We start from the raw sequence: 24,634 nt of genomic DNA, 5'->3' as shown, positions 1-24,634 counted from the left end.
TTCTAATACGTGTTGATTATATGAAAGTTAATCTATAACAAACTCAACAGGAACATATCCACGAAGACCAACCTTATCACCGTCTTCGATTTCTATCCTGTGTACGATAAATCCCCTATCTATAATGCTTACTCCAGTCCCTCCATTGACTATAAACACTTCACCTCTTGCAATCATTCGTACAATTGCAGCTTGGTTTCTTTCAGCTGAAAACTTGGTTAATAAGTCAAAAGAATCGCGAGATGTTGCAACGAAAGCATCATGTGCCACAACGGGGCCGGCGGAATGTTGTCTTGCGGCTGGCCTACTGTTAGATGGAGACGGAGCGGGAGCGTATGCTGAGTTGTCTTTTGGAGTTATATTGTATGTAATCTTGCCTTCGTTTTTGATTTTGTTTGCTTTATTTGCTATTTCTTGTTTGATAGTGGCTTCTTTAGTTATAAGTTCATCGATGTTACCAAGTAGTTGCTGTGCTTTTTTAGTTTCATTATTATTAGGATATTTTTTAAACATTTCTTGATAGACCTCGGAAGCTAATTTAAAATCCTTGTTGTTATACAACGATTCAATTCTTTCGCAATAAACTTTGGCTTCAACCGAATTTGCTTTGTTTTGTGTTGAAAGTCTATCCCATGCAAAATACCCAACAGCAACCAACGCCATCACCAATACCACTATTTTTAACATCTTGTTATTCGATGATATATTACTCTTTTTATCGCCACAGAAAGGACAAGCAACATACTCTTGCTGAATTTGTTTTCCACACTTATTACAAACCATTGCCAAATCAACCACTCTCCTACAAATAATATGTTATATTGTAGAATACTGTAAACCTCATCATATTCCTGCAAAAAAATACCTAGCGTGGGAGACTGGGTGCGAAATAGAAAAAGAACCTGCCAATTATTTATCGGTAGCTTCCTTTCCGATTCTGGTGCAAAATTTTCATGAAGTAAAAAATATCCAACCTTTCATTAAAATATCAAGCTATGCTATCCATAAATTTATTCATAAACTGAACCTTAGAAAGGACAGATTGAATTGTCTTAACCTGCCCTTCCTGATCTATGATAATTTTTTTATGACAAGCAATTTTTGAAATAGCTCTTTATAAGTCTACATAGAATGTTGTCTTTCTTATGCTTATACTAACATTGATACTCTCAAAAAGAATCTGCTTCTAAGTCCTTTATAGAATCTTCATAATTATAAAATATAGAGATTGAAGAACTGCCTACATGGTTTCCCTGGTTAGTTTTAATAAGAACCCATATAGGCAGTTTTTTTTGAAGTGATAATTTATAAAGATTTATGCCACTAGAAAAATCACCTTTTTTATAAAGATGTTCAACGCTAAACCCTTTCCCAATAAAATACTCCTGCAAAAGTGTTTGTGTTGCTGGATATGTTGCGTTTGTTAACTTTGCAATTGCGGCAGGTGCTGGAATCATTATTTTTAGCATTATTGGTCTCCAATATATATGACCACAAATATGAACTGTTGATCCTAACCCCATCTCTGTTTGTGTATTTTTTAATAACCCGTCAACCCATTCTTGTTTATGTTGAACCCATCCTTGATTGTTTAATAAGATTCCAACTACGCCACCCCTATGATATGAATAGATTTTACTATTCGGATTCTGTAATGTATTATCCCAATATATATTTACATTTTTCTCACTAATAGTTTGCAAGAAGTAAACATAATCAACTTTTTCATCAACCATAAACATACGGATGAAATCATACAATTCATAAGATTGTTCTTTTTAAAATACAACTTCAGCCGCATAAGCTGGCAGCAATGTAATAAAATTAAAAATCAAAAAAAAATATTAATACATTTGCTAAAACCAGTACTCTTCTAAATAATAACCGCCTTTCTTCAGTATAAATATTTTTTTCACTTATACCTAAAGTACACTGAACATATCTCATATAACCGCATCCCTTCGTTATTTATTTCCACATTGGAGTTTTATTTACATTATAGGACACAGACCAGCTAATTAAAGTCAAGCTCAAAACACTAAAAAAGAATGACATAAAAAAGTGTATAGCAAACAAGCCTTTCTACTAAGCGAACATTGCTTGAGAAAAGTAGAAATAATGTTCAATTCTTATTCACAAGTTAAGCAGCCTTTTGATAGAGTTCTACTTGCTGATCGGGGGTAATTAAAGTAAAAGGTTGCTTGTTTTTCAAAACGGAAAATATGATACGAATCAACTTGTTCATCACTGCCCCTAAAGCCTGTTTCTTAGTTTTAGTTTCGATTTTACGCGTGTAATAATCATAAATCACAGAATTCACCTGCGATCCATTAGATTCTTTTCGAACAGATGTAATCGCCGCAATATAAAGCGCATGCCGTATAAATGGCGATCCACGTTTGGTTACCTTGTTTTTGGTACCTACGTAATTACCAGATTGACGAACAGCTGGATCAATGCCACTAAAAGCTACTAACTGTTTAGCGTTGATGAAGCGCTCGATATCGCCTATTTCTCCTAAAAGGAGCGGTGCAAGTGTATCTCCTATACCAGGTATGCTGGTTAATAACGCAACTTCCAGTAACTGAGAAGACAATTCTCCAATTTGCCTATCAAGCACTTTAATTTCTGAATTTAAAAATTGCACAATACTTACGTAACGCTGTATTGTGCTAAAATGGACTGTAATCCAAATGCCAGTGACCTCAGCATCTTGAGCGCAAGACAACAAAGCCTCATATTTCTGCTGAGCATAAAGCTTACCACGACGAGGCAAAGTTTCAAGCATCGTCATAATCAATTTTCGATTTGATTTCTTCGGCCATTCTGCAGGTGACGGAAACTTGTTTACTAGTGTCAAAGCGGTTAGTGAACCCGGGTTTAATACATTAGGAAACAAAGGAGCAACCTGTTCGATTGCAGTCTGAAATTGATTTGTGGCAGTGATTCGTTGTTCTATGAGATTGCATCTTGTTCGCGTCAGCACCTTCAAATTAGCAATCTGCTCTTTTGGCAAAGTCGTAGGTCGAAAAGTTTGTAGAAAGGGTAGTTTTGCCAATTCAAGTGCATCAACTTGATCGGTCTTTACTTTTCTTACGGCTGAATTTTTGATAGAATGAGAAATGAGGGGATTGATGTAGTAGACTTCCAATCCCTGTTTTAAGAAAAAGTGGACGATGCGCTGTGAGTAGTGACCCGTGGATTCTAGGACGATGACCGGACAACTACTAAACGCTTCTTTCACTTTTTTTATTTGCTCCAAGGCAAAAAGGAGTCCTTGCTTGGTATTTAAGGCCTTAAAAGGTTTTAAAAAGGTGGTACAAGTTGGTGAGACGGCTGCGTAGAAACAAAAATTTTTGGCGACATCAATACCAACAGACGGGCGATTATTCAATATAGCGAACCTCCTGTAGAAATAGATTCGAAGAATTATCCATTCCATCGTCAAAGATCACAGCCTTGCACGTGAAGCGGGAATATACTCCCAACCAGCTAAAACGTAAATGCTTTGGAAATGGATGAATTGTCTGCGTTATGGGTATAGAAAAAATCTCCCCTGGGACGGAGGCATTCATATCCTTCATTCCTATTATACATAAAACTGATTGTTCGGAGTTTTTCTGACCCAAAATGAATAATCCCTCTGTACTATATCTTACAAGGAACGGTGGTTGTGTCGTGCCTAAACCCTACCTCCGAACAGAATTCTAAAAGACAGTTCCACCGTCCCTGCGTCTCTCCTTAGTATTTTGAGCTTGACTTTAATTAGCTGGCCTGCATCTCTCCCGCTTACCTTGACGAGGAGCGGTTACTTTTTTTCGGGAAAATAAAAAATGCCATATGAAAATTTATGTGGCTTTAAATTAGATTTAGTATAAAGTTTTAGTATGCTTTTTGCTATATATATTATTTAGCCTGTTCCTTTACTATTCAGACGATCCATTCCTATCTATTACCATTTATCTTTTTCAACTATTTTTAACCATAAGGGACAACTTAACACAAAAAAGGGTTTGCATCTCTGCAAACCCTTGAATTTACTTGGTGGAGATAATCGGGATCGAACCGATGACCTCTTGCATGCCATGCAAGCGCTCTCCCAGCTGAGCTATACCCCCACACTATTAAATGTTATGCAGTAAGATTGTGTATCACAATTTTTACTACCAACATGAATTATAATATCATACATCATTACATAATGTCAATAAAATAATTCAGATCTCATTATTTTTCTATAAACTTTTTTCATCAATCAAATCAATTAATTGTGCAATTTCAGGTTTGGATACTTGACCATCAGCACCAATCGTCTCACCTTTACGGCGCATTTCTTCGTTAATTAATGAAGAAAAAATTACAACAGGTAACTTTTGTAACACATTGTTATCTCTAACAAGTTTCAGCAAATGATGTCCATCCATTTGTGGCATTTCAATATCAGTAATCAACATACTGACTTTTTCTTCAATCGGAGAAGGTGATTTTGCTAAGATGGTTAAAGCATCCCAAGCGGCTTTACCATCATTATAAGCAATAACATTGAGATAACCAGCTTCATGAAGAGTGTCAACCAATAAATCCCGTAGCATATGAGAATCTTCGGCGATCATAATTTTTTTTGTTTTTCGTATTGATTTTAGATCATCACTACTTTGAGGGATGGTTGTTAATTTAATATTAATCTCAGGATTAATTTCAGCAACAATTTTTTCAAAATCCAATAGAATAACCAATTTTTCAGCCATTTTTATAATGCCGACCACCATATCGGAGTTACTAATATTAGGAGGTGGCTCCATAGCGGACCATGATACTCTATGTATACGTGATACTTCGTTCACCAAAAATCCTACAAAATAATTATTTAGTTCACTTACAATAATATTATTTGCAGTTGTTGCACTATCAGTTGACCCCAAGCATCTAGGTAAGTTAACTAAAGGCATCAAACGTCCACGCAATGTAAATACACCATCAACATAATGATGGGAGTTTGGCATTTTTGTAATTGGAACGAGATTAATGACTTCTCGTACTTTTGCTACATTAATCCCATAATTTACATTACCGACAGCAAATTCGACAATCTCAAATTCATTGGTACCTGTTTCTAATAAAATTCCTTTTTTCCCTGTAGCTGTCTCATTCATAGAAACGCCTCCAGCTTTTTATATTTACTTCCAATAACAACAATTTATAACTGTTTATATGCATTTTTTCCTCATATCGACAATTAACTATTAATTTTTTAAATTCTCTAAAAAATGAAGAATTCCTTCTTTACTGAATAACATTTTTTTCTATTACTGTAGCCAATCAAAAAGACTTATTGCTATTATTTCTGCAATAAGTCTTTTACTATCTAACGATTACCTTATTCTTCTTTATTTTCCAAAAGATAAGTCCAGCCATCGCGTTGCTCTACATATCCAGTTCTCATCAATTGACCTAAGGCTCGTTTAAAAGCAGATTTGCTAATATTAAACCTTTCCTTGATGAGCTCAGGTGCCGTATTATCACCATAAGGCATCTTCCCATTGCGAGAATATAAGAGTGCGAGGATTTTTTCAGCATCACTATCAATAGCCGTCTCTTTGAGCGGTCGCATCGAAACATTAATTCGCCCATCGTCACGAACATAAGTAATACGTGCAGTAATTTCTTGCCCAACCATAGGACGTACCATGAACTCGCTATTATGCATAAACGCGATATAACGCTCAGTCGTAAAGAGAAAAGCTCCTTCTTCGTTAAAGTTATACAACGAGCCAGTTACCACATCTCCGACTTTGGCATCAACTGCTGGTACGGCAGCTCGTCTAAGTTCGTCTTCTACTTCCATGGTCACAGCATTCCGCCCAGATTTATCCGTGTATAATTTAACCCACACTTTATCACCGCGCTTTAAATTACCGCGCATACCTGCAAAAGGCATAAACACACCACGTTCAGCACCAATATCGACAAATGCACCATCCTTTGTCGTATTAATGACAGTTACTCTTGCCACTTGTCCAATTTTCATTTTTGGCAGACGAGTACTTGCAGTAAGGCGTCCTTTAGGATCAAGGTACAGATAAACTGTCACTTCATCACCAATGACTACCTCATCTCCAGTTTGTTGTTGTTTATGTAATAAAATATCATCATTAGTATTACCTGTACCAGCATCTAAAAACACACCAAATTCACTTGACCTTACGACTTTGAGTGTGACAACACTTCCAGGAATTAACTTATTATTTGTTTCCATTCATTAATCTTCCTCATGTACTGGATGTTCATTACCCCATAGACGTTCTAAATTATAAAATTCCCGTTCTTCTTGAACAAAAATATGTGTAATACATGTACCGAAGTCCATGAGTACCCAACGTCCTTCGCGATAGCCTTCTTTGTGTAACATTTTAATACCATCTTGATCTAATTCTTTTTCGATATGATCGGCAATTGCCTTGACTTGCGTGTCAGAATTTGCACTGCAAATGACAAAAGAATCTGTTACCATGGAAATTCCTTCTACATCAAGAATTCTAACATCTGTTGCTTTTTTATCCTCGGCAGCTACCACAATCTTCTCTGCAATTTTTTTAGTTATATCACTCATAAAAATCCTCCTATTTTTCCACTTTTTTTATTTAGTTTACCCGATTCTTACATCAATTAGTATCTATGGTACAATAATACCGCTCATTTGAGGATGATCATTAATTAACATCCGTTCTACTAATTGCTTTGTTTGTTCTTTGTCATGCACCCAGTAACTCAATCCATTAATAGTGGCAAAATTGCCAGGCAACATTTCACTATATAGATCGCCCGTTTTAAATTTCCTTAATTTACTAGTCAGTTTAACCATCTGAAATGCGCTGATATCAGTTTTTACATATTGATCAAATACTCGAATAAAAGATGGCAATTTGAAGATATTGCCAAATTGTAAAGTTTGGTCCGCCACTGCTTTTAAAAAGCGTTGTTGGCGTTGGACACGCCCTATATCACCAAGTTCATCACTACGAAACCTTACATATTGACCTGATTGACTCCCATCTAAGTGTTGATATCCTTTTGTTAGATGAATAGCCAAATTGGCATAAGGATCTTCATAATTCATATTATTTTCTACATATAAGTCAACCCCGCCAAGTACATCAATGGTTTTAATAAAAGCCTGCCAGTCAATTGCTACGAAATGATGAATCGGTATCTGTAATAAATCTTCCACCGTACGTATTGCAAGACTTGATCCACCATAAAAAAATGCATGAGTGATTTTTTCCGTTCCGCTATGTCCAGGAATTGCAACTTTTGTATCCCTTGGAATCGATAACAGATTCACTTTTCCATCTTCAGGATTAATACTCGCGACAATCATCGTATCCGATCGTTTAGGAGCACCAGGATTTTCATTATCACCATCGTCAACGCCGAGTAGCAATATATTAATATATTTACTCACAGGCTCTGGCTGCTTACTATTTTCTACTTTTGTAGCAAGAGCAGGTGTAGAAAATACTTTTTTATAAGTATATACGGCTGCCCACGAAAAGGATGTGAAAACAATGAGTAAAAAAACAAGCAGCACGATTAGTCTTTTCCAACGTATTTTGCGACGTTTCGGTCGTTGCGGGCGCACACTCGACACTCTTGTCCCTCCTCCTAGCATTCACGTTTTTTTAGCAAAATTTCATTCCGGGCGGCAATCGTCGCAGGGTGTATAAGCCCACATCGCTTTACAAGATAATCAATGCTCTGATCCAATGCCGCAAGTAAAGCTTTATCAAGGTCAACCTGCGCCATTTCTCGAATTGAGTCGACTCCTTTGAAACCACGTCCTGGTTCAATGACATCAGCTAAATAGATAATTTTATCAAGTATTGTCATACTTTCTCCAGCAGTTGTATGTAAAATAATAGCCTGTAAAATTTCCGCATCATCAATTCCGAACTCTGCTTGAGCCAACTTAGCTCCAAGGAGCGGGTGCAGCAATATAGGTTCAGCTTGTTCGATATCATTCACCACTATACCAAATGCTTGTGCTCTTGGCAAGAGTTCATTCATAGGCACTTCACGAGCCAAGTCATGCAAAAGTCCTGCTATTTTAGCTTTTTCTGTATCACAATGAAAACGTACCGCTAAACATTCGGCCGTTTCACTCACACCAATAGAATGACTAAACCTCTTAGATGACAACCGTTTCGCTACTTCAGCAAGCATTTTTGCATACTTCATTTTGTTCACCACAATATCTTATATTTTAAATCATTTGTCCATATTTTTTTAAATTCGTCAAATTATTTATTTTTCCTGCTATAAAAAAAAAGCCTCACAAGAGGCTTTTTGCTACTTATTCTTCCCGTGGTTTAGCTTCATTGACCACAATCTGGCGTCCGCCAAAATCTGTACTATTCATGGCACTTACTATTTTGTCTACATCAGCATCATCAACTTCAACAAAACCAAAACCTCTTGAACGCCCTGTTTCTTTATCTGTGATAATTCGACTCGAATGCACATGCCCATAGTTTTGAAAAGTATCCGTTAAAATACTCTCCGTTGTTGACCAAGGTAAATTTCCTACATAAAGAGTTTTTGACATTTGAGAATCACCTTTCTTATACTAGATTCTACTCACATTATCTGCGAATCTATACTCTTTATACATGACTATATTTGCCAATAAGAAAACGTGTTCTCTTTAGCTAGTATATCAACGATTGGAAAAAATTTCTGCTAGCATTCTGATTGCAGCCATGACTGCAAACATGATGAGAAGTGCACGAAGGTAATCTAGACAATCATGTCGACCTTTATCTGTTTTTAAATAGTTTACTAATGAATAAAAATATCCCATTGGTCTTCCCCTTATTTCAAGATAGTCTTATTGTATTACATTCTACTTACTTTTTATTCATAACGCAACGCATCAATTGGATCTAACAATGCTGCTTTGCGGGCAGGGTAGATACCAAAAAATAAGCCAATTGCCACAGAAAATCCAAAAGCTAAAAAAATAGATCCCAGAGAAATCGCTGTGTTCCAACCAGCAACGGCAGAAATAACATAAGCTGTACCAATTCCGACTCCAATACCAAGGAGTCCTCCCGTCACACCAATGACAATGGCTTCAATCAGAAATTGCAATAAAATATTTGCATAAGTCGCCCCTAAGGCTTTTCGAATACCTATTTCTCGGGTACGCTCTGTGACTGATACCAGCATAATATTCATAATGCCAATACCACCAACGAGAAGAGAAATGGCTGCAACGTTTCCTAATAATAGAGTAATCGAGCGAGTCGTCTCTTCTGCAGTTGCCATGACCGATGCTAAATTACGTACTGTAAAATTATCAGCTGCATCTCCTGTCAATTTATGCCTTGATCGCAAAAGGGCCGTAATATCATCTTGCACTTGATCAATCACTTCGGCGCTATCAGCCTGAACGTTCATTGTCTGTATGTAGGAAATACCCATCATTCGTTCTTGGGCAGTCGTAAGGGGAATCGCCGCAAAATCATCCTGATCCATGCCGCCGGCTGATTGCCCCTTTCCTTCTAGAACGCCAATCACCATAAAGGGGGCTTTATTAATGCGAATGGTTTGTCCGATGGGATATAAATCAGGAAATAGATTATCTGCCGTTGTTTTTCCTAAGACAACGACTCTGGTACGAGTATCAACATCCTGAGTATTAAAAAATCTGCCACTTTCAACGACAAAACTACGAACATCTAAAAATTCTGGTGTCGTTCCCTGAACAGTTGTTGTCCAGTTTTTATTACCGGATACAATCTGATACTGGCGGCTTACACTAGGGGCTACAGCACTTATTCCTGCAATTTGGCGTGCAATGGCTTGGGCATCTTTATTCGTCAGAGTGGTGCTAGAACCAGCAGCTAGGCGAACACCTGATGGAGAAGTAGCTCCTGGCGTAACGATAATCAAATTACTACCCAATCCAGCAATTGAATTCTGTATTTTTTCTCGTACGCCCATTCCAATGGACACCATGGCAATGACAGCCCCTACACCAATAATAATTCCTAGCATCGTCAAGACAGAACGCATTTTATTCGCTCGTAATCCCTCAAATGCTATGATAATACTTTCCCAAAACATGCGAGCACCTCCTCGTCCTTCCCCTCATCACTCATTTTTTAGCGACCGAGTACACTACGCATCGTACTAGATCCCTTCGTAGCATCTGGTGTTTGTGATGTTACTTTGGATTGCGGCATCAAAAATTGTTCTCCATCTGATAATCCACTCAAAATTTCTACTTTATCTTCACTATTGAGTCCTGTTATGACCGTTCTCTTTTCAACCTTATTATTCACCATCATCTGTACATATTGAGTTCCTTTATTATCCTTAATTGCGGATAATGGAACTATCATGGCATTCTTACTTTCACCAATCGTAATCGAAACTCTCGCTGTCATGGTTGGCTTTAATAGGTTCTCTGGCGCATCAACATCAATCGTCACTGTATAATATACAACGTTCTGCTGAATGTTAGCCCGTTGTGAAATATCAGAAACATGCCCCGTGAAACTCTTACCCATATAGGCATCAACTGTAAAAATAGTTTTTTGTCCAATCATAATTTTACCAATATCCGATTCATCAACTTGAGCTTCAATTTGCATTTTAGATAAATCAGCGACACTCATGAGTACCATAGGGGTTGAAATACCTGGAGCCACCGTTTGTCCTGCAGGAATTGGTTTACCAATAATCACACCATCAATCGGTGCCTTAATTACAGTATCATCAAGTTGTGATATGGCATCATCATAGGCCGCTTGCGCTACACTATAGTCCATTTGCGCTGCATCAAGTTGCTGATTCGATATGGCACCAATGCTATTGAGCTTTAAGCTGCGTTGATAGTTAGCCATCGCATTTGATAGCTTCGCCTGATTCTGAGAGACTTGGGCCTTCACATGTTTGTCATCAAGTAAAATGAGTATCTGATCGGCCTTTACTTGCTGATTTTCATTCACTTTCACTTCTTTAATTAGACCAGTTACTTTAGAACTCACATCAATCATAGTCACAGGTTTGATCGTACCTGTTGCTGAAACTAGAGCTACAATATCCCCGCGCTCCACACCAATGAGTTGTCCAGTCATTGTGGGTTTATTTTTTTCATTATACATGGACACTCCAAATTTAGCTGCCACAGTTAGAATAATAAAAACAAGTAGTATTTTTTTATATTGATAGATTTTGGCACCGATCGTCTGAACTGACATAAGACACCTCCATATGTACTGAATAAAATAACAGGTTTCTCCTTCTATTGTATGGTCTTTTGACTATGGGGTCAATTGGATTTCTCAGCCACGTCAATAAAAGTAAGGCAGCATTCTAGATGCTGCCTTACTTTTATTCAATCATATATGAATTTATCCGCTTAAAATTAGCCCATAAAGATTTGTGTGATCATCAAACCATAAGGTCCACCTTGTATAATGCCAATACCAATTTTAGTGTACTGAGTATAGAGAATATTAGCACGGTGTCCAGCTGAATTCATTAGATTGGTATGGGCGCGTTCTACAGTACCCGCCCCTGCAATATTTTCACCAGCAGTTTTATAGGTAATGCCCATTGATTTTAACATATCAAAAGGCGAACCATATGTGGGTGAAATATGACCCGTGTAATTTTTGTCAATCATATCCTGACTCTTTAATCTGGCAGCTTTCACCAAACGCATATCAACCTCTAAAGGTTTCAAACCTTGATTAACACGTTCTTGGTTTACCAAGTCTACCATTTGTTGTTCCATAGCCGTAAGGGACGTAGGCAAATTACTAGAGCTGCTTACTGGTGTGGGTGTTGGGGTAGGTGCTGGAGTTTGCACCGGAGTCGGAGTCGGTATTGGAGTTGGGGTGGGTTTTGTCACTGGTTTTACGGTAATTGGCTTGGAACCAAAATATACCTGAGTAGGCGTAGATGTTGAAATTTTAGGTTGATTAATCGTTATCGTATTTGCTGCTGCGGCAGGTGCTGTCGAGGTGCCTATAAGCACTGCAGTTACTGCTGCTAAAAGGAATTTATGTGATTTTATAATAATAGACTCCTCCTTTAAAAATTAATGTCAGTTTCACATTTCTTATTATATTGGTTCTTATGAATCTTTGCATCTCCTGAATTCCGGCTTCAACAAGCCTTATCTTATATTAGCATGTAAATCATCAGCATTTCTTCGTTATGTAAACATTTTCTACCATATGGCACTAATTAACAAGATTTTAATTGTTAACATAACAATTAAATATCGTTTTTTCTATTAGTAATGTCACATCTTACTGTAAAAAACATACTATGTATTAGGAACATAGAAATATGATATGCCAACAGAATATAGCCCTTTGCTCATTATCAAAAGCACCAAAATTTTAAAGGAGGATTTTATTATAATGAACAGTCAAAATTTTGAAGTCCCTGATTTTTGTGCAACGGAGACACGACAATGTACTCTGTGCTCAGGGATCCCAACTGCCGCCTGTTCCCCTAATTTAGGAGTGTGTATCCCTACCACTCTACCATGCACATGCCATGATGTTTGTGTGGAAGAAGTACGTCTTATTGGTGTAGCCGGTGATACCTGCGAGTTTACTCAATGCTTTAACTATCCGCCGATCGGGCCATGCCGCTTGGGATCAGGAATTACTTTGCCAATCATTAATACAAATGTAACACCTAGAGTTTTTGTTGTGTGCGCCCAAGAAGTCTTAGATGGTTCTTGCCAATCTGTAAACGTACAAATTCAAATACTCGTTCTTGCTGCAACAATCAACAACGGCAATATTCTCATCCCTTTAACCATCGGCGTAAACTTTAACACATTCTTCGCCTTCCCTGACTGCACAACACCAATTTCTCTTGATGCCTTGCAAAATGCGTTAGCAGAGATTGATGGTTCTTGCCTAGTCATCCAACTGAGAGCTTTTTTCCAACTTTTCAACGGTACTACCCAAATCGTTATAACCGGCAAGATCATTGATAAACTTTGGAAACATGAAAATCTGTGGATCGATGGCATACGTCCTTACGAGCTAAATGCTGTTCAGAGAACTCAAGGCTTTGTTTCCTTCACGATTCCAGACATCTTCAATAATACCCACAAAATCGGTCCTTGTGTGCCTCTTCCCTGCCCACCCGGCTTCTAAGAATGAAACTGAGCAGACCTTTGGGTCTGCTCTTTACTTAATTCTCATCACTCGCTTATTTATCTTGATCTGCTACTTGATTTAATAAATATTCCAGTCGCCGTAGTCTCTTATCCATCGTCTGAACGCAGGTAGTAATTTCTTCTAATATCTTACTTTGTTCCTTATTATCAATCGTAACATCGGTTTTACGCCACATCTGACTCTGTGTGATTTCTCCTGTTCTAATGCCTGCCACACTATCTAAAATTTGTTCAATATTAAGATCATTGGGTAGTACATACACTTTTTGTTCACCATCAACAGCCAAATAGTCACCCAATAATTCTTCGACTTTGCTCATAGTATGAGCTAAGGGATTAGTAGTCGGTGAATTGGTGATTGTTTGGAGACGGGCGGCTATATCATCGAGAACAGTATCATGGTGCTCGCTCTCTTGCCCTGCCCTGCCTTGGGACAAAGATAGCTGAATGGTGTCACTCAACCCACCCTCTCGTAACTTAGCTAATACTTGCTCTAGAGCCTCTTCATCAGGCAATACATAAATCTTCTGTTCACTGTCTTCACCTTGGTAAACAATTTGTTCTACACCCAAAATTTTCTCTATTTCCATAAGGTCAACCTCCTATTATGCAAATTACACTAAGGATGTTCAACTAACGCATCGAACAAAGTGATTACATCGTCTCTGAAGCTTCGTGTGCCTGCTTTTCTTCCCCCTGATTTGTACTATAAGATATTCAACAACTTAGAAAATGTGCTTATGACTGCTTATTTTTCGCAAAAATTTGTAGCAATACATCTTCATACTCAGCTTGAGCTGACGCCCCATTAAAAAGAATCGGTTTGCTTTGGCGCATGATTCTCTCTCTTACATAGTGCCTGAGTTTCCTATCCCGAGCAAACCGTACTGCCCATTCAATATATTCCTCTGCATTATTAGCAATCCCCTCATATACTCCAAGAGCTCTTAGCATATGAGCCCCCCAACGGCTACGTGCCATATCCCCTTCTTGTGTAACAATCGGCAGCCCCATATACAAAGCCTCCATATTCGTCGTCCAGCCACCATAAGGATAGGTATCAAGCTGGATATCAGCAATAGACAAAAGAGGTCCGACATGTTTGAGTGGTGGTACGATAAATAGACGTTTCTCAACTCCTGCCTCCTTGGCTGCCGCTATGATTCGTGTGTCCATTTGATGGCCAGTATCATAGGAGTTATATGGTTTTATGGCGATGCAAGCATTAGGCACTCTCTTTAATATCTCCACCAAAATGCGGTCTCGCTCTGGAACATGTTTGATACCATTGGCACAAGAAACAAAAAGAATGGCATCTTCTGGTATTTTCCAGTCGCTTCGCGTAGAAGTCATACAACTGCCAAGGGGAGGAGGATATTGAGCAGCGCCTAGATTGGGCAGCCTGATCAACTTTTCACGATAATGAAAATGAGCATTAAAGGGTTCAAAATCCCCACTGATATAGTATTGTATTGTCGGCAAACCAGTTGTTGTGCCATGCCCCACCATAGCGCACTGAATAGGCGCAAGTTGCATACCTGCCAACATGTAGATCGCTGGATCCATGCCAATTTCCGCATAAATCAGAATATCCAGTTTAGCATCTACAATACTTTGGGCAATTGCCTGGAGATTATCAACTTTGGGAAATCGCTGAAAATACTTGGCATTTTCCGAAAATACAGTGGTCATGTCATCGTAATGTTCCCCTAAAGCAAATACATAGACTTCGAATTTTTCTCGATCATGATGAATGACTCTATTCACCATATAGTAACTAACAGACTGGTGATAAAAACATCCTGATATATAGCCAATGCGTACCTTATCCCCTTCCTTGCCCAGCCTCGGCGTGCAGGAAGAGTATTGAGGGTAAATACGTGACATATGGACCGCAATAAAGTCACCAAAAGCTGACAATGATGCTACATTGTTTCCACCAGCATAGGACGCAATCCAAAAACTATGGGAAACGTGATTAACCATAGAATCAACAAAAAGAGACGGTACTGTAATCTGGCATAGATCAGCCACAGTCTTAAGCAACCGTCCACGTTGACTTTGTTCGATGCTATAGTAAGGTATATTCGTCAGCCAAAAGCTAAGAATCACTTTATAGCAATTAGGGATATTGGATTCATTCCACAACGTAATAAGATCAATATCAAACTTCTCTGCATTAAAAGGATAATACATGCTTGCCAAGAGCAAATTAATATACTTATTTTTCTCATAGTCATTAGCAAAAAATTCTTTATCATATTCCTGTTGAAGACCTTGACGATTGCCTTCTAAATTTAACATTGAAAAATAATTTAAAAATACATGCCACCATACATTAATGATCGATGCTTCCCCTTTGCTTTCTAAAACTGTCATTTGAGAAAAAGGTGTCTGCACAAGATACTCGTGAATTTTCCTTCGTAAGATACAGGAAAACTCAAACAGTGCCTTGGCCTCTTCTGCTGGCAAATCTCCAGAGCGTGCTGGCATATAACGATAAATAGGCCAATCTTCAATAACCTTCCACAAAACATCCTTGTTATTTTCCACATCAATCATTGTCAGACAACAGCTATAACACTCATCAACAAATATATTTCTAGCCACTGCTTCTTGTGGAGAATAGGTCTTATAGACTTGCCAAAACTCATGCCATACATGATCCCAACCACCAGATATTTTAGCATTTTCTACAAATTCGGCAATATTCTTTGGGCGTATCGACAGTATATCAGTACCGATAACCCAGCCCTTAGTACGCTTTAATTCCTCATATAAATAAGTATAATCATCAACCATACGCTGATCGCTAAATTTTTCAACAGCCCTTCGCCGTGCTGCTTCTCCAGTAGATTGGCGCATGGCTGCATCATCAAGAAAATATGCAATACCTTGGGCAAGGTCTCCACTATCGCCTTTTGTCGCTAAATATCCAGTTTCCTTATGCTTAATAATTTCCGGCGTACCCCCAACATCAAAAGCAACAACTGGCGTACCGCATGCACAAGCTTCAATGGCCGTAAGGCCGAGATTTTCTGACACAGCCGGTGTAATAAATAGATCAGTCGCCTGATAATACTCAGCTAATCTTTCTTTCTCATTAATAAAAGGCAGATCAATACGTTGAACAGGCAAATGCCTCGCAACCGACTGATCAACCGTACCAATATTGAGCAATAAAAGTTCTGGATACTTGTCATGAAGTTTTTGCAGAGCTTCAATTAAAAATTTGCCGCCTTTGCGTGGATCATTAAAGCCACCTTGTGCTGCAAACATAATAATCTGCTGATCAGCAGGTAACCCTAGCTTAGTGCGAATGGCCTGTTTATTCCCAGGGCTATATAGCTTAAGATCAATACCATAGGGAATAAGCCGGATATCATGATTCTTTAAGATACTTGACTTGACTTGCTTTTGCAGCCACTGAGAAGGACATACAGCCATAAAATCAGCCATTTTGTATATAGATGCTTTGAGAAGTTGCATGAGCTCTCTTTGAGGTTTAATGGGAGCTCCTTTCCTATCCAGTGGACAATGAGCGCACCACTCATGCTGCCAACCACTACAATCATCTGTATTATAACAACCTGCTGTAAAAGCCAAAGGATCATGCAGCGTCCATATTGTCGGTTTGGCGGTCAAAAACGGCAATAGCAAAAAAGAAAAATATCCCCCATTAATACAGTGCAGATGAAGTAGGTCAGCCTGTTCGAACAAGGGATGTTCTAGTACCTGTAAGAGAGCAGCAGAATATACATCAAACAAACCTCGCTTTGACTCTTCTATTAGCAGCTTTTTCTGCCAGCCAGTCTGAGGAAATGCTAAAGGAATCACCCGAGGATCATCAGTGGTTTTGCGATGAGCAAAAATATGTACATCATGCCCCTGCTTAGACATGTGATTCATCAGTGTCCAGGCGGTGCTAGCCGCACCTCCCAGGGCATCAAACAGATTAACATGAACTATGCGCAAATTTCTCATCTCCTTGTTATATTCATAGTTCAGTAATGGGTAACCTGTGTATAATCATCAGCTGCAGCATCTCGAACCATAAAGGTTGGATGCTGTAATGGAAATACTACTGCTTCTGCAGGAATATTGGTACATTTGCCCGCCACTTTAGTATGAGTGGCATCTGCACCAAAACCAATATTTGACACTAGATTAATATTAGGCAAAATATGCAGACCATTTTGCAGCCAACTGGCAAAAATCAATTGGTAGTCCCATGTATCAATTTTTCCCGCATAGGTATAGTCAAAAATTTTGTACCAATATTCAATGGCCTTCATACTGCCCATAACATCAAAATGGCATTGCCCACTCTTAATATTGGCCCGCATACTTCCTAAAATATCAAATAACCATTGCCCTGTACGGACCTCTGGCCACAGGCTCATATCAACCTGATAATATTTCCACGCCCGTCGCCATGTGGCCCAGCCCCATACATGAGCATACCGAGAAAAATAGTAACTATAAGATGATCGCCTTTGTCCATATTGAAAATTATTACCCGAAATGGTCATTATACGCTGATCATCGCGGTAACGTTTCAATAGTTCCTGACAAAAGGGAAAAAATGTGGGATGTGGCAAGCAATCATCCTCCAGGATGATTGCCTCTTCCACCATGCCAAATACCCAATCCAATCCGCTGGCAACTCGCCTTTTACACCCAAGATTTACATCAGAATAGTTTCGGAGCACTTGGCATTCCCAATCCACTTGATCAATAATATTACGCACAGCTGTACATTTTTGCACATCATCTTTCATATCTGGCCGCGGACCATCAGCAATCACTAATAATTTTGTAGGTCTGGCTCTGCGTATTTCATTAAACACCTGCTGAGTCACAGTAGGGCGATTAAAAATGATCAATACAATCGGTGTTGTTAATGGATTTTCACTCATACTAGCACCTTCTTAAAGTAGTCAATAGTGCGCTCAAGTCCTTCTGCTAGGCAGATTTCAGGTACCCAGCCCAATCTTCTCGTTGCCCGAGAAATATTGGGCTGACGTTGTTTGGGATCATCTAGTGGTAGTGTTTTAAAAACGATCTTTGATACTGACCTCGTCAGTCCTATGACCTTTTCTGCCAAATCAAGGATAGTGAATTCCCCCGGATTGCCTAGATTAACTGGACCGATAAAGCCCTTCTCTGTTTGCATCATAGAGATCATACCCGCAACTAGATCATCAACATAACAAAAAGACCTTGTTTGTCGACCATCACCATAAATCGTAATATCTTCTCCTTTTAATGCTTGCACAATAAAATTGCTCACCACTCGCCCATCTTTAGAGTGCATATTAGGACCATAGGTATTAAAGATACGGATGACTTTAACATCTACATCATGTCTACGAAAATAATCAAAGCATAAGGTTTCCGCACAACGTTTGCCCTCATCATAACAACTGCGTATGCCGATTGGATTTACATTTCCCCAATAGTCTTCCCGCTGGGGATGAACTAAAGGGTCTCCATACACTTCTGAAGTAGAAGCTTGTAGTACTTTTGCTCTTAAATGACAGGCTAAATCAAGTGCATTGATCATTCCCAGTACACTTGTTTTTATCGTATGGATTGAATCGTACTGATAATGTACGGGGCTGGCAGGACACGCCAAATTATAAATCTCATCCACTTCGAAATAGTATGGTACTGTTACATCATGCCTTACAAGTTCAAAGCATGGATTACTGAGTAAACTGCTAATGTTTGATTCTGATCCCGTAAAATAGTTATCCAAGCAAACAACGTGCTGCCCCTCTGCCAGCAATCTTTTGCACAAATGTGAGCCGATAAATCCAGCGCCGCCAGTCACCAACACTCGTTTATTTCCCATAGCCATTTCTCCCTATACAATAATATTCGAAACCAAGGTTTTTCATGTGCATAGGGTCATATTGATTACGTCCATCAAAAATAAGAGGCTGCTTCATACTCTGCTTTATTTCAGCAAAATCCGCCTGTTTGAATTGTTGCCACTCAGTAATAAGCACTAAAGCATCAACCTGATTGACAGCTTCCATCATACTGTCCACATACTCTATCTGTAAAAAGTATTCTCTAAAATATAATTTCGCCTGCTCCATGGCCTCAGGATCATAAGCGATAATCCTTGCCCCCATTTGTATGAGAGAAGGAAGAATCACGAGAGAAGGTGCCTCCCGCATATCATCTGTTTGGGCTTTAAATGCCAAACCCCAGATACCAATTTTTTTACCCAAGAGATTTTCACCAAAGCGTTTCTTAATCATATCCACCAGAACAAATTTCTGTCGTTCATTGACCTTATGCACTGCATCGGCGATGTTCATCTCCAAACCATTCTTCTGGCCAGTATGAATGAACTCCTTAACATCTTTCGGGAAACACGAACCGCCATAGCCAGCACCAGCATACAAGAACTGATTGCCAATCCGCTCATCTGTACCAATACCCACTCTTATCTGATCAATATCGCCGCCAACTTTATCACAAAGCCTAGCAATTTCGTTCATAAAACTAATGCGTGTTGCTAACATGACATTGGCAGCATATTTGGTAATTTCTGCTGACTTAATATCCATATTCAAAATCCTATCTTGACGATGTAGGACAGTCTGATACAACTGTTTCATCAGTTGCGCCGTTTCTTCATTGTCAGTTCCAATCACAATACGATCAGGAGCCATAAAATCTTCAACTGCTGTCCCTTCTTTGAGGAATTCAGGATTGGAAGCAACATCAAATGACAATCCCTCTTTTCCCCTAGCTTGTAGCTCACTCTTCACTATATCTTTGACTTTTTCGATGGTACCAACAGGAACTGTAGATTTAACCACAATAATTAAATACTCATTCATACATTGGCCAATTTCATGTGCCACATTAAAAATATAGGAAAGATCTGCTGAACCATCAGCAGATTGGGGCGTACCTACAGCAATAAAACAAAATAATGCCTGCTCAAGACCAGTTTGAATGTCTGTCGTAAAATACAATCGGCCTTCTTGACTGTTCTTTTCGACTAGTTCTTTTAATCCTGGTTCATAAATAGGCACTACCCCAGATTTTAACTGATTAATTTTTTCTTGATCATGATCTATACACCAGACAAGATTACTCATTTCAGCAAAACATGCTCCGGTTACTAAGCCAACATATCCAGTACCAATTATACAAATTTTCATAACAACACTCCCTGGCCAGTACTTTTTAAGACGAATCTATCTAAAAATAGCCTATTCAGATCACTGTCATGGAGTGCAATCTTTGATTTTGATTTTTTCATCAGACCTTTAATAATTTTGTATAGTGCTTATAACTCATAAATAGTACTCATTGCATAGATTATACTGGAGGTAGTTAACCATGATACAAAAATTTATTAAATCTCTGACGATAGATTCTCCAGTTCGCAGCCATGAAAGAATGTTACGGGCTGTACCGCTAGACCAATCAGTAACAGTATCAACTTTACCGATTATGCAATTTACCTTGCCCTTTAATATTTTAATATATGATTATTCTTATCTTATCGTTAATATTGGTGAAAGCACTGCAATGGCTTACTTACAGATAAGTCCTGATGGCGCAACCTGGGAAACTCAATCAGACACTAAAACGATTAGTCCCGGCACACTCGTCAGCTTTATTCCTGATGTCATCGCTAAATATGCCCGTCTTGCGTACCAAACACAACCAGCATCACCGAATACAACGCTACAAATTTATATACAAGGCCGGTCATACAACTAATTAATCATTTTCACTCTATTATTCAAGCAAATATTACAGTTTGAAAACGTGCCGACTAGGAGGATAGAAGTATGAAACCAAGGATAAAAAAACATTGTCTACTGCCTATTTATTTTCAGCTTAATCGCGGACAAAATAACCCCGAAGTCAAGTTTTTGGCTCAGGCAAGTGGTTATAACTTACTATTAACCCCTTCTGCAACAGTCATAATCCTAAAGCCTTCTGCAGATACACAGGCTTCCACTGCCGTACTTCAACTAGAAATGAGCGGCGCCAATGAACATCCTCAACTTTTCGGAGTAGAAGAATTACCCAGCAAGGTGAACTATTTTGTGGGTGACACTCCTGATAAGTGGCTTACTAACATTCCCACTTACGCCAAAGTCAAATACCAGAATATCTATCCAGGCATCGACATCCTCTATTCTTTTAATGAACTGCAACTTGAATGGGATTTCATTGTACATCCGGGTGCCAACCCTGACCTGATTATTCTTAATTTCGCCAGAAATGATAAGATTTGTTTAGATGACTACGGCAACCTTTTACTAACCCTTGGAAAGGAGCAAATTCGCATAAGTAAACCGATCATCTACCAAGAAAGTAGCCTCCAAAGAAGTTCAGTGCTTGGCAATTATACATTGAATGGACACCAGGTCGGTTTTCAGTTAGGTAACTATGATTCTACTAAATTATTGGTAATTGACCCAATCCTAGAGTATAGCACCTACCTAGGAGGCTTAAACGAAGACAAAGGTTATGGGATTGCCACAGACTCTACTGGCAATGTATATGTCACTGGTCTAACTTGGTCGTCTTGGACCAATCCCCTTGGTTTTCCAATTAAAAATCCCTATCAAGCTGATAATGCAGGCACCTATAATGCATTTATCACCAAAATAGATCCTACCGGGCTCCTCGTCTACTCCACATATCTCGGTGGATCAAACGCCGATACTGCTTCGAGTATTGCCGTAGATATAAATAGCAACATCTATGTGACTGGTTCTACCTGCTCTACTGATTTTCCAACTAAAAATCCAATACAAGTCAGCAACAATGGCAATTGGGATGCTTTCGTAACAAAGATTAATGCTACAGGTAATGCCCTCATTTATTCCACCTATCTTGGCGGTACGCAGGATGATGGTGGTTATGGTATCGTAGTAGACCAGGCTGGCAGCGCTTATGTGACAGGTTATACACAATCTTCATCGGCCTATCCTCCCGGCTTCCCCACGAAAAACTCCATACAAAGCGACAACAATAGTATTTATCCTCTCAACGATGCCTTTGTAACGAAAATTAATGCTGATGGTTCTCTAGGCTACTCAACCTACCTTGGCGGTTCAAAAAATGATATAGGCTTTTCCATCACCGTAGACCAAGCCGGTAACGCTTATGTAACAGGATCCACAATGTCAGTGCCCCCCAATGGTTTTCCCATCACACCCGGTTGTTTCCAACCTGGCTTTGGCGGCAACACGGATGCCTTCATCACCAAATTTAACGTTGACGGTTCACTAGGTTATTCCAGTTATCTTGGTGGCAACATTTACGATGCAGGTCTTAGTGTTACTGTTGATTCCAGTAGTAATACCTATATCACTGGTTATACCTCCTCTACGAATTTTCCTACTAAGAATCCCTTCCAAGCTAGCAGTAACGGGGATTTTGATGTCTTTGTGACCAAGGTCAATACAGATGGCAGCTCCCTCGTTTATTCTACCTACCTTGGAGGAACGAGCGATGATATTGGTTATGGAATTACTGTCGATGCAAACAAATACGCTTACGTGACAGGATCTACCTACTCGTCTGGTATTCACTCTCCCCCCGGATTTCCCATTAAAAACTTCATACAAGCTGGTGGTAGCAGTGTATACCCTTTCAATGATGCCTTCATTACAAAAATCAAGCCTGATGGTTCAGCTCTCATCTATTCCACCTATCTTGGTGGTAAGAGTTACGATGAAGGTCATAGCATTGCGACAGACTCAAATGGTAATACCTATGTCACCGGCTTTACTTTCTCATCATGGAGTACCTCACCATCCGATCCGCCACCTGGTCCTCCTGGCTTTCCGATAAAAAACCCACTACAAGCCAACAATAACGGTCCTTGGGATGTCTTTGTCCTAAAACTTACAGCAGTTTCTACTCTCACCATGTCCCAGTCTGCCTCCCCTGACCCCTTACTGTTAGGACAAAACCTTATCTATCATATTACTGTCACTAATAATGGACCAGACCTAGCAACAAATGTCATAGTAACCGATACCTTACCACCTGACGTTGATTTTGTATCAGTCTCAACAGGTTGCAACCAAAATTCAGGGATTGTAACCTGTAACCTAGGCATACTTGAACCTGATCTCTCCATTACCATTACAATCACCATCAAACCAAAACATGCGGGGATCATCACCAATACGGCAACTGTGACCAGCAGACAATCAAACCCTGTGACCACCATCCTAACTACGACAGTCACCCAACCCACTCAACCGTTTTTCTATACAAATCGTGTGATTAAAACAGATTGGCGAAAACATCCACCCCTGTGCATAAAGTAAATCATCACTCTCATCCTTGTCTATTTATAATGAACAATCATATAAAGAAATTACCTCCAATAATTATATTGGAGGTAATTTCTTTATTGCTACATAGACACCTATGCCTTATATTATGATGTTTGACCTTGGAAGAAAATAGTGAGATCTACAGTGCTAGCTGCATCAACGGCTGCATAATAAACGCGCGCATATTTAAGAAAGATCGATGATACTAATGCATTAGAGGTACCACGGTCTAAGGTGGTTACTGCGCTATTATCAAACCAGACTACGCCATCGGGACTGATCTGTAACTTAGCCGTTGCTTGCGCATCGGTTGCAGAAGTGGATTCATTTACTAGACCGAAAGAATATTCTGCAAAACCTAATACCTGATAAGTGTTGGATGGTGTACCGACTGTATTAGTAATGCCAGTCTTAGCTTCTGTTACGTCAGTAGTCGCCAAAGCTGAAACAACAGAAAGCCCTGTACTAGTGATCAGTAAGCCACCCGTAGGTGGTGTTACACTAAGACCTGATACTGGCGCTGTAACGACAAGACCATTAACAGGTCCTGTTACACTAAGTCCAAAATCTGAAGCCGTCACAAGAAGACCATTCGTAGGAGCTGTTACACTAAGACCTGATGCTGGCGCTGTAACGACAAGACCATTAACAGGTCCTGTTACACTAAGCCCAAAATCTGAAGCCGTCACAAGAAGACCATTTGTAGGAGCTGTTACACTAAGACCTGATGCTGGCGCTGTAACGACAAGACCATTAACAGGTCCTGTTACACTAAGTCCAAAATCTGAAGCTGTCACAAGAAGACCATTCGTAGGAGCTGTAATACTCAGCCCACCCGTTGGTGCGGTGACAGACAAATATCCTCCATTGGTAGTAATTAACGCAGCATTTTCTGCGCCAAAAATCTTAATTCGCGCCTGATCAGGCACGTCTTGAATAATCTTAAAATTGGGCATGAAAAAATCTCTCCTTCTCCACTTTTGTTTGATATCTTTGGTACATTTCCTATACCTAGTCTATTTTATGTTGATTGCCCATGAACGTGACAACAATGACAGTCCTTTTTACAGATCAAGGCATA

Annotated in this window: 22 protein-coding genes and 1 tRNA gene; 3 read left to right on the top strand and 20 right to left on the bottom strand. The window is 39.2% G+C overall.

Features of this window, described 5'->3' with window-relative positions:
* Positions 1-27 precede the first annotated feature (27 nt).
* The 14 genes from ACAN52_RS05250 to ACAN52_RS05185 all read right to left on the bottom strand — a co-directional run bounded on the left by ACAN52_RS05250 (position 28) and on the right by ACAN52_RS05185 (position 12,046).
* The gene (locus ACAN52_RS05250) at positions 28-789 is read right to left on the bottom strand and encodes a tol-pal system YbgF family protein (RefSeq protein ID WP_378953243.1); all 762 of its coding nucleotides are present in this window, start codon (positions 787-789) and stop codon (positions 28-30) included.
* Positions 790-1,169: 380 nt separating this feature from the next.
* The gene (locus tag ACAN52_RS05245; protein ID WP_378953241.1) at positions 1,170-1,742 is read right to left on the bottom strand and encodes a hypothetical protein; all 573 of its coding nucleotides are present in this window, start codon (positions 1,740-1,742) and stop codon (positions 1,170-1,172) included.
* A 398-nt stretch (positions 1,743-2,140) separates the two neighbouring features.
* Positions 2,141-3,394 carry an IS110 family transposase gene (locus ACAN52_RS05240; RefSeq protein WP_378953239.1) on the bottom strand — a complete coding sequence of 418 codons (1,254 nt, stop codon included), beginning with the start codon at positions 3,392-3,394 and terminating at the stop codon, positions 2,141-2,143.
* A 648-nt stretch (positions 3,395-4,042) separates the two neighbouring features.
* Positions 4,043-4,118, bottom strand: a tRNA-Ala gene (locus ACAN52_RS05235).
* A gap of 117 nt (positions 4,119-4,235) precedes the next feature.
* Positions 4,236-5,153: a chemotaxis protein gene (locus tag ACAN52_RS05230; protein WP_378953237.1), complete on the bottom strand. Its 918-nt coding sequence runs from the start codon at positions 5,151-5,153 to the stop codon at positions 4,236-4,238.
* Between the two features lie 224 nt (positions 5,154-5,377).
* On the bottom strand, positions 5,378-6,256 hold the full coding sequence (locus ACAN52_RS05225; protein WP_378953235.1) for a S1 RNA-binding domain-containing protein: 879 nt from the start codon (positions 6,254-6,256) through the stop codon (positions 5,378-5,380).
* 3 nt (positions 6,257-6,259) lie between these two features.
* On the bottom strand, positions 6,260-6,610 hold the full coding sequence (gene rsfS, locus ACAN52_RS05220) for a ribosome silencing factor (RefSeq protein ID WP_378953233.1): 351 nt from the start codon (positions 6,608-6,610) through the stop codon (positions 6,260-6,262).
* 63 nt (positions 6,611-6,673) lie between these two features.
* Positions 6,674-7,648: an LCP family protein gene (locus ACAN52_RS05215; protein WP_378953231.1), complete on the bottom strand. Its 975-nt coding sequence runs from the start codon at positions 7,646-7,648 to the stop codon at positions 6,674-6,676.
* Between the two features lie 14 nt (positions 7,649-7,662).
* Positions 7,663-8,235: a bis(5'-nucleosyl)-tetraphosphatase (symmetrical) YqeK gene (gene yqeK / locus ACAN52_RS05210; protein WP_378953229.1), complete on the bottom strand. Its 573-nt coding sequence runs from the start codon at positions 8,233-8,235 to the stop codon at positions 7,663-7,665.
* Positions 8,236-8,350: 115 nt separating this feature from the next.
* Positions 8,351-8,602 carry an RNA recognition motif domain-containing protein gene (locus ACAN52_RS05205; protein WP_378953228.1) on the bottom strand — a complete coding sequence of 84 codons (252 nt, stop codon included), beginning with the start codon at positions 8,600-8,602 and terminating at the stop codon, positions 8,351-8,353.
* Between the two features lie 111 nt (positions 8,603-8,713).
* The gene (locus ACAN52_RS05200) at positions 8,714-8,857 is read right to left on the bottom strand and encodes a hypothetical protein (protein ID WP_378953226.1); all 144 of its coding nucleotides are present in this window, start codon (positions 8,855-8,857) and stop codon (positions 8,714-8,716) included.
* A 53-nt stretch (positions 8,858-8,910) separates the two neighbouring features.
* Positions 8,911-10,125 carry an ABC transporter permease gene (locus ACAN52_RS05195; RefSeq protein ID WP_378953224.1) on the bottom strand — a complete coding sequence of 405 codons (1,215 nt, stop codon included), beginning with the start codon at positions 10,123-10,125 and terminating at the stop codon, positions 8,911-8,913.
* A gap of 38 nt (positions 10,126-10,163) precedes the next feature.
* Positions 10,164-11,264, bottom strand: a complete 1,101-nt coding sequence (locus ACAN52_RS05190; protein WP_378953222.1) for an efflux RND transporter periplasmic adaptor subunit — start codon at positions 11,262-11,264, stop codon at positions 10,164-10,166.
* Positions 11,265-11,431: 167 nt separating this feature from the next.
* Positions 11,432-12,046, bottom strand: a complete 615-nt coding sequence (locus tag ACAN52_RS05185) for a CAP domain-containing protein (RefSeq protein WP_378953220.1) — start codon at positions 12,044-12,046, stop codon at positions 11,432-11,434.
* A 391-nt stretch (positions 12,047-12,437) separates the two neighbouring features.
* On the opposite strand from ACAN52_RS05185, the gene ACAN52_RS05180 reads away from it, so the two are divergent.
* The gene (locus ACAN52_RS05180) at positions 12,438-13,190 is read left to right on the top strand and encodes a hypothetical protein (protein ID WP_378953218.1); all 753 of its coding nucleotides are present in this window, start codon (positions 12,438-12,440) and stop codon (positions 13,188-13,190) included.
* Between the two features lie 55 nt (positions 13,191-13,245).
* Here the strand turns inward: ACAN52_RS05180 and ACAN52_RS05175 are convergent, their stop codons facing one another.
* From ACAN52_RS05175 to ACAN52_RS05155, 5 genes are all read right to left on the bottom strand, one after another.
* Positions 13,246-13,803 carry a hypothetical protein gene (locus ACAN52_RS05175; RefSeq protein WP_378953216.1) on the bottom strand — a complete coding sequence of 186 codons (558 nt, stop codon included), beginning with the start codon at positions 13,801-13,803 and terminating at the stop codon, positions 13,246-13,248.
* Between the two features lie 148 nt (positions 13,804-13,951).
* A complete protein-coding gene (locus ACAN52_RS05170) occupies positions 13,952-17,197 on the bottom strand; it encodes a glycosyltransferase (protein WP_378953214.1) in 3,246 nt (1,081 codons plus the stop codon).
* A 20-nt stretch (positions 17,198-17,217) separates the two neighbouring features.
* Entirely contained in the window at positions 17,218-18,132 is a 915-nt protein-coding gene (locus tag ACAN52_RS05165; protein ID WP_378953212.1) for a glycosyltransferase family 2 protein, read from the bottom strand.
* Positions 18,129-19,070 (bottom strand): UDP-glucuronic acid decarboxylase family protein, encoded by a 942-nt coding sequence (locus ACAN52_RS05160; protein WP_378953210.1) that lies wholly within the window; start codon positions 19,068-19,070, stop codon positions 18,129-18,131. The genes ACAN52_RS05165 and ACAN52_RS05160 overlap by 4 nt, the downstream gene beginning before the upstream one ends.
* Positions 19,060-20,400 (bottom strand): UDP-glucose dehydrogenase family protein, encoded by a 1,341-nt coding sequence (locus tag ACAN52_RS05155; RefSeq protein ID WP_378953208.1) that lies wholly within the window; start codon positions 20,398-20,400, stop codon positions 19,060-19,062. The genes ACAN52_RS05160 and ACAN52_RS05155 overlap by 11 nt, the downstream gene beginning before the upstream one ends.
* 181 nt (positions 20,401-20,581) lie before the next feature.
* Here ACAN52_RS05155 and ACAN52_RS05150 point away from each other — a divergent pair, with 181 nt between their 5' ends.
* Entirely contained in the window at positions 20,582-20,968 is a 387-nt protein-coding gene (locus tag ACAN52_RS05150) for a DUF6385 domain-containing protein (protein ID WP_378953206.1), read from the top strand.
* A gap of 71 nt (positions 20,969-21,039) precedes the next feature.
* On the top strand, positions 21,040-23,544 hold the full coding sequence (locus ACAN52_RS05145) for an SBBP repeat-containing protein (protein WP_378953204.1): 2,505 nt from the start codon (positions 21,040-21,042) through the stop codon (positions 23,542-23,544).
* A 113-nt stretch (positions 23,545-23,657) separates the two neighbouring features.
* Here ACAN52_RS05145 and ACAN52_RS05140 read toward each other — a convergent pair whose 3' ends face one another.
* Entirely contained in the window at positions 23,658-24,509 is an 852-nt protein-coding gene (locus ACAN52_RS05140; protein ID WP_378953202.1) for a DUF6385 domain-containing protein, read from the bottom strand.
* Between the last annotated feature and the right edge of the window lie 125 nt (positions 24,510-24,634).

The organism is Pelosinus sp. sgz500959 (genome assembly GCF_042610375.1).
Classification (GTDB): domain Bacteria; phylum Bacillota; class Negativicutes; order DSM-13327; family DSM-13327; genus CTSoil-075.
This window is presented reverse-complemented; position numbering and strand designations above follow the sequence as displayed.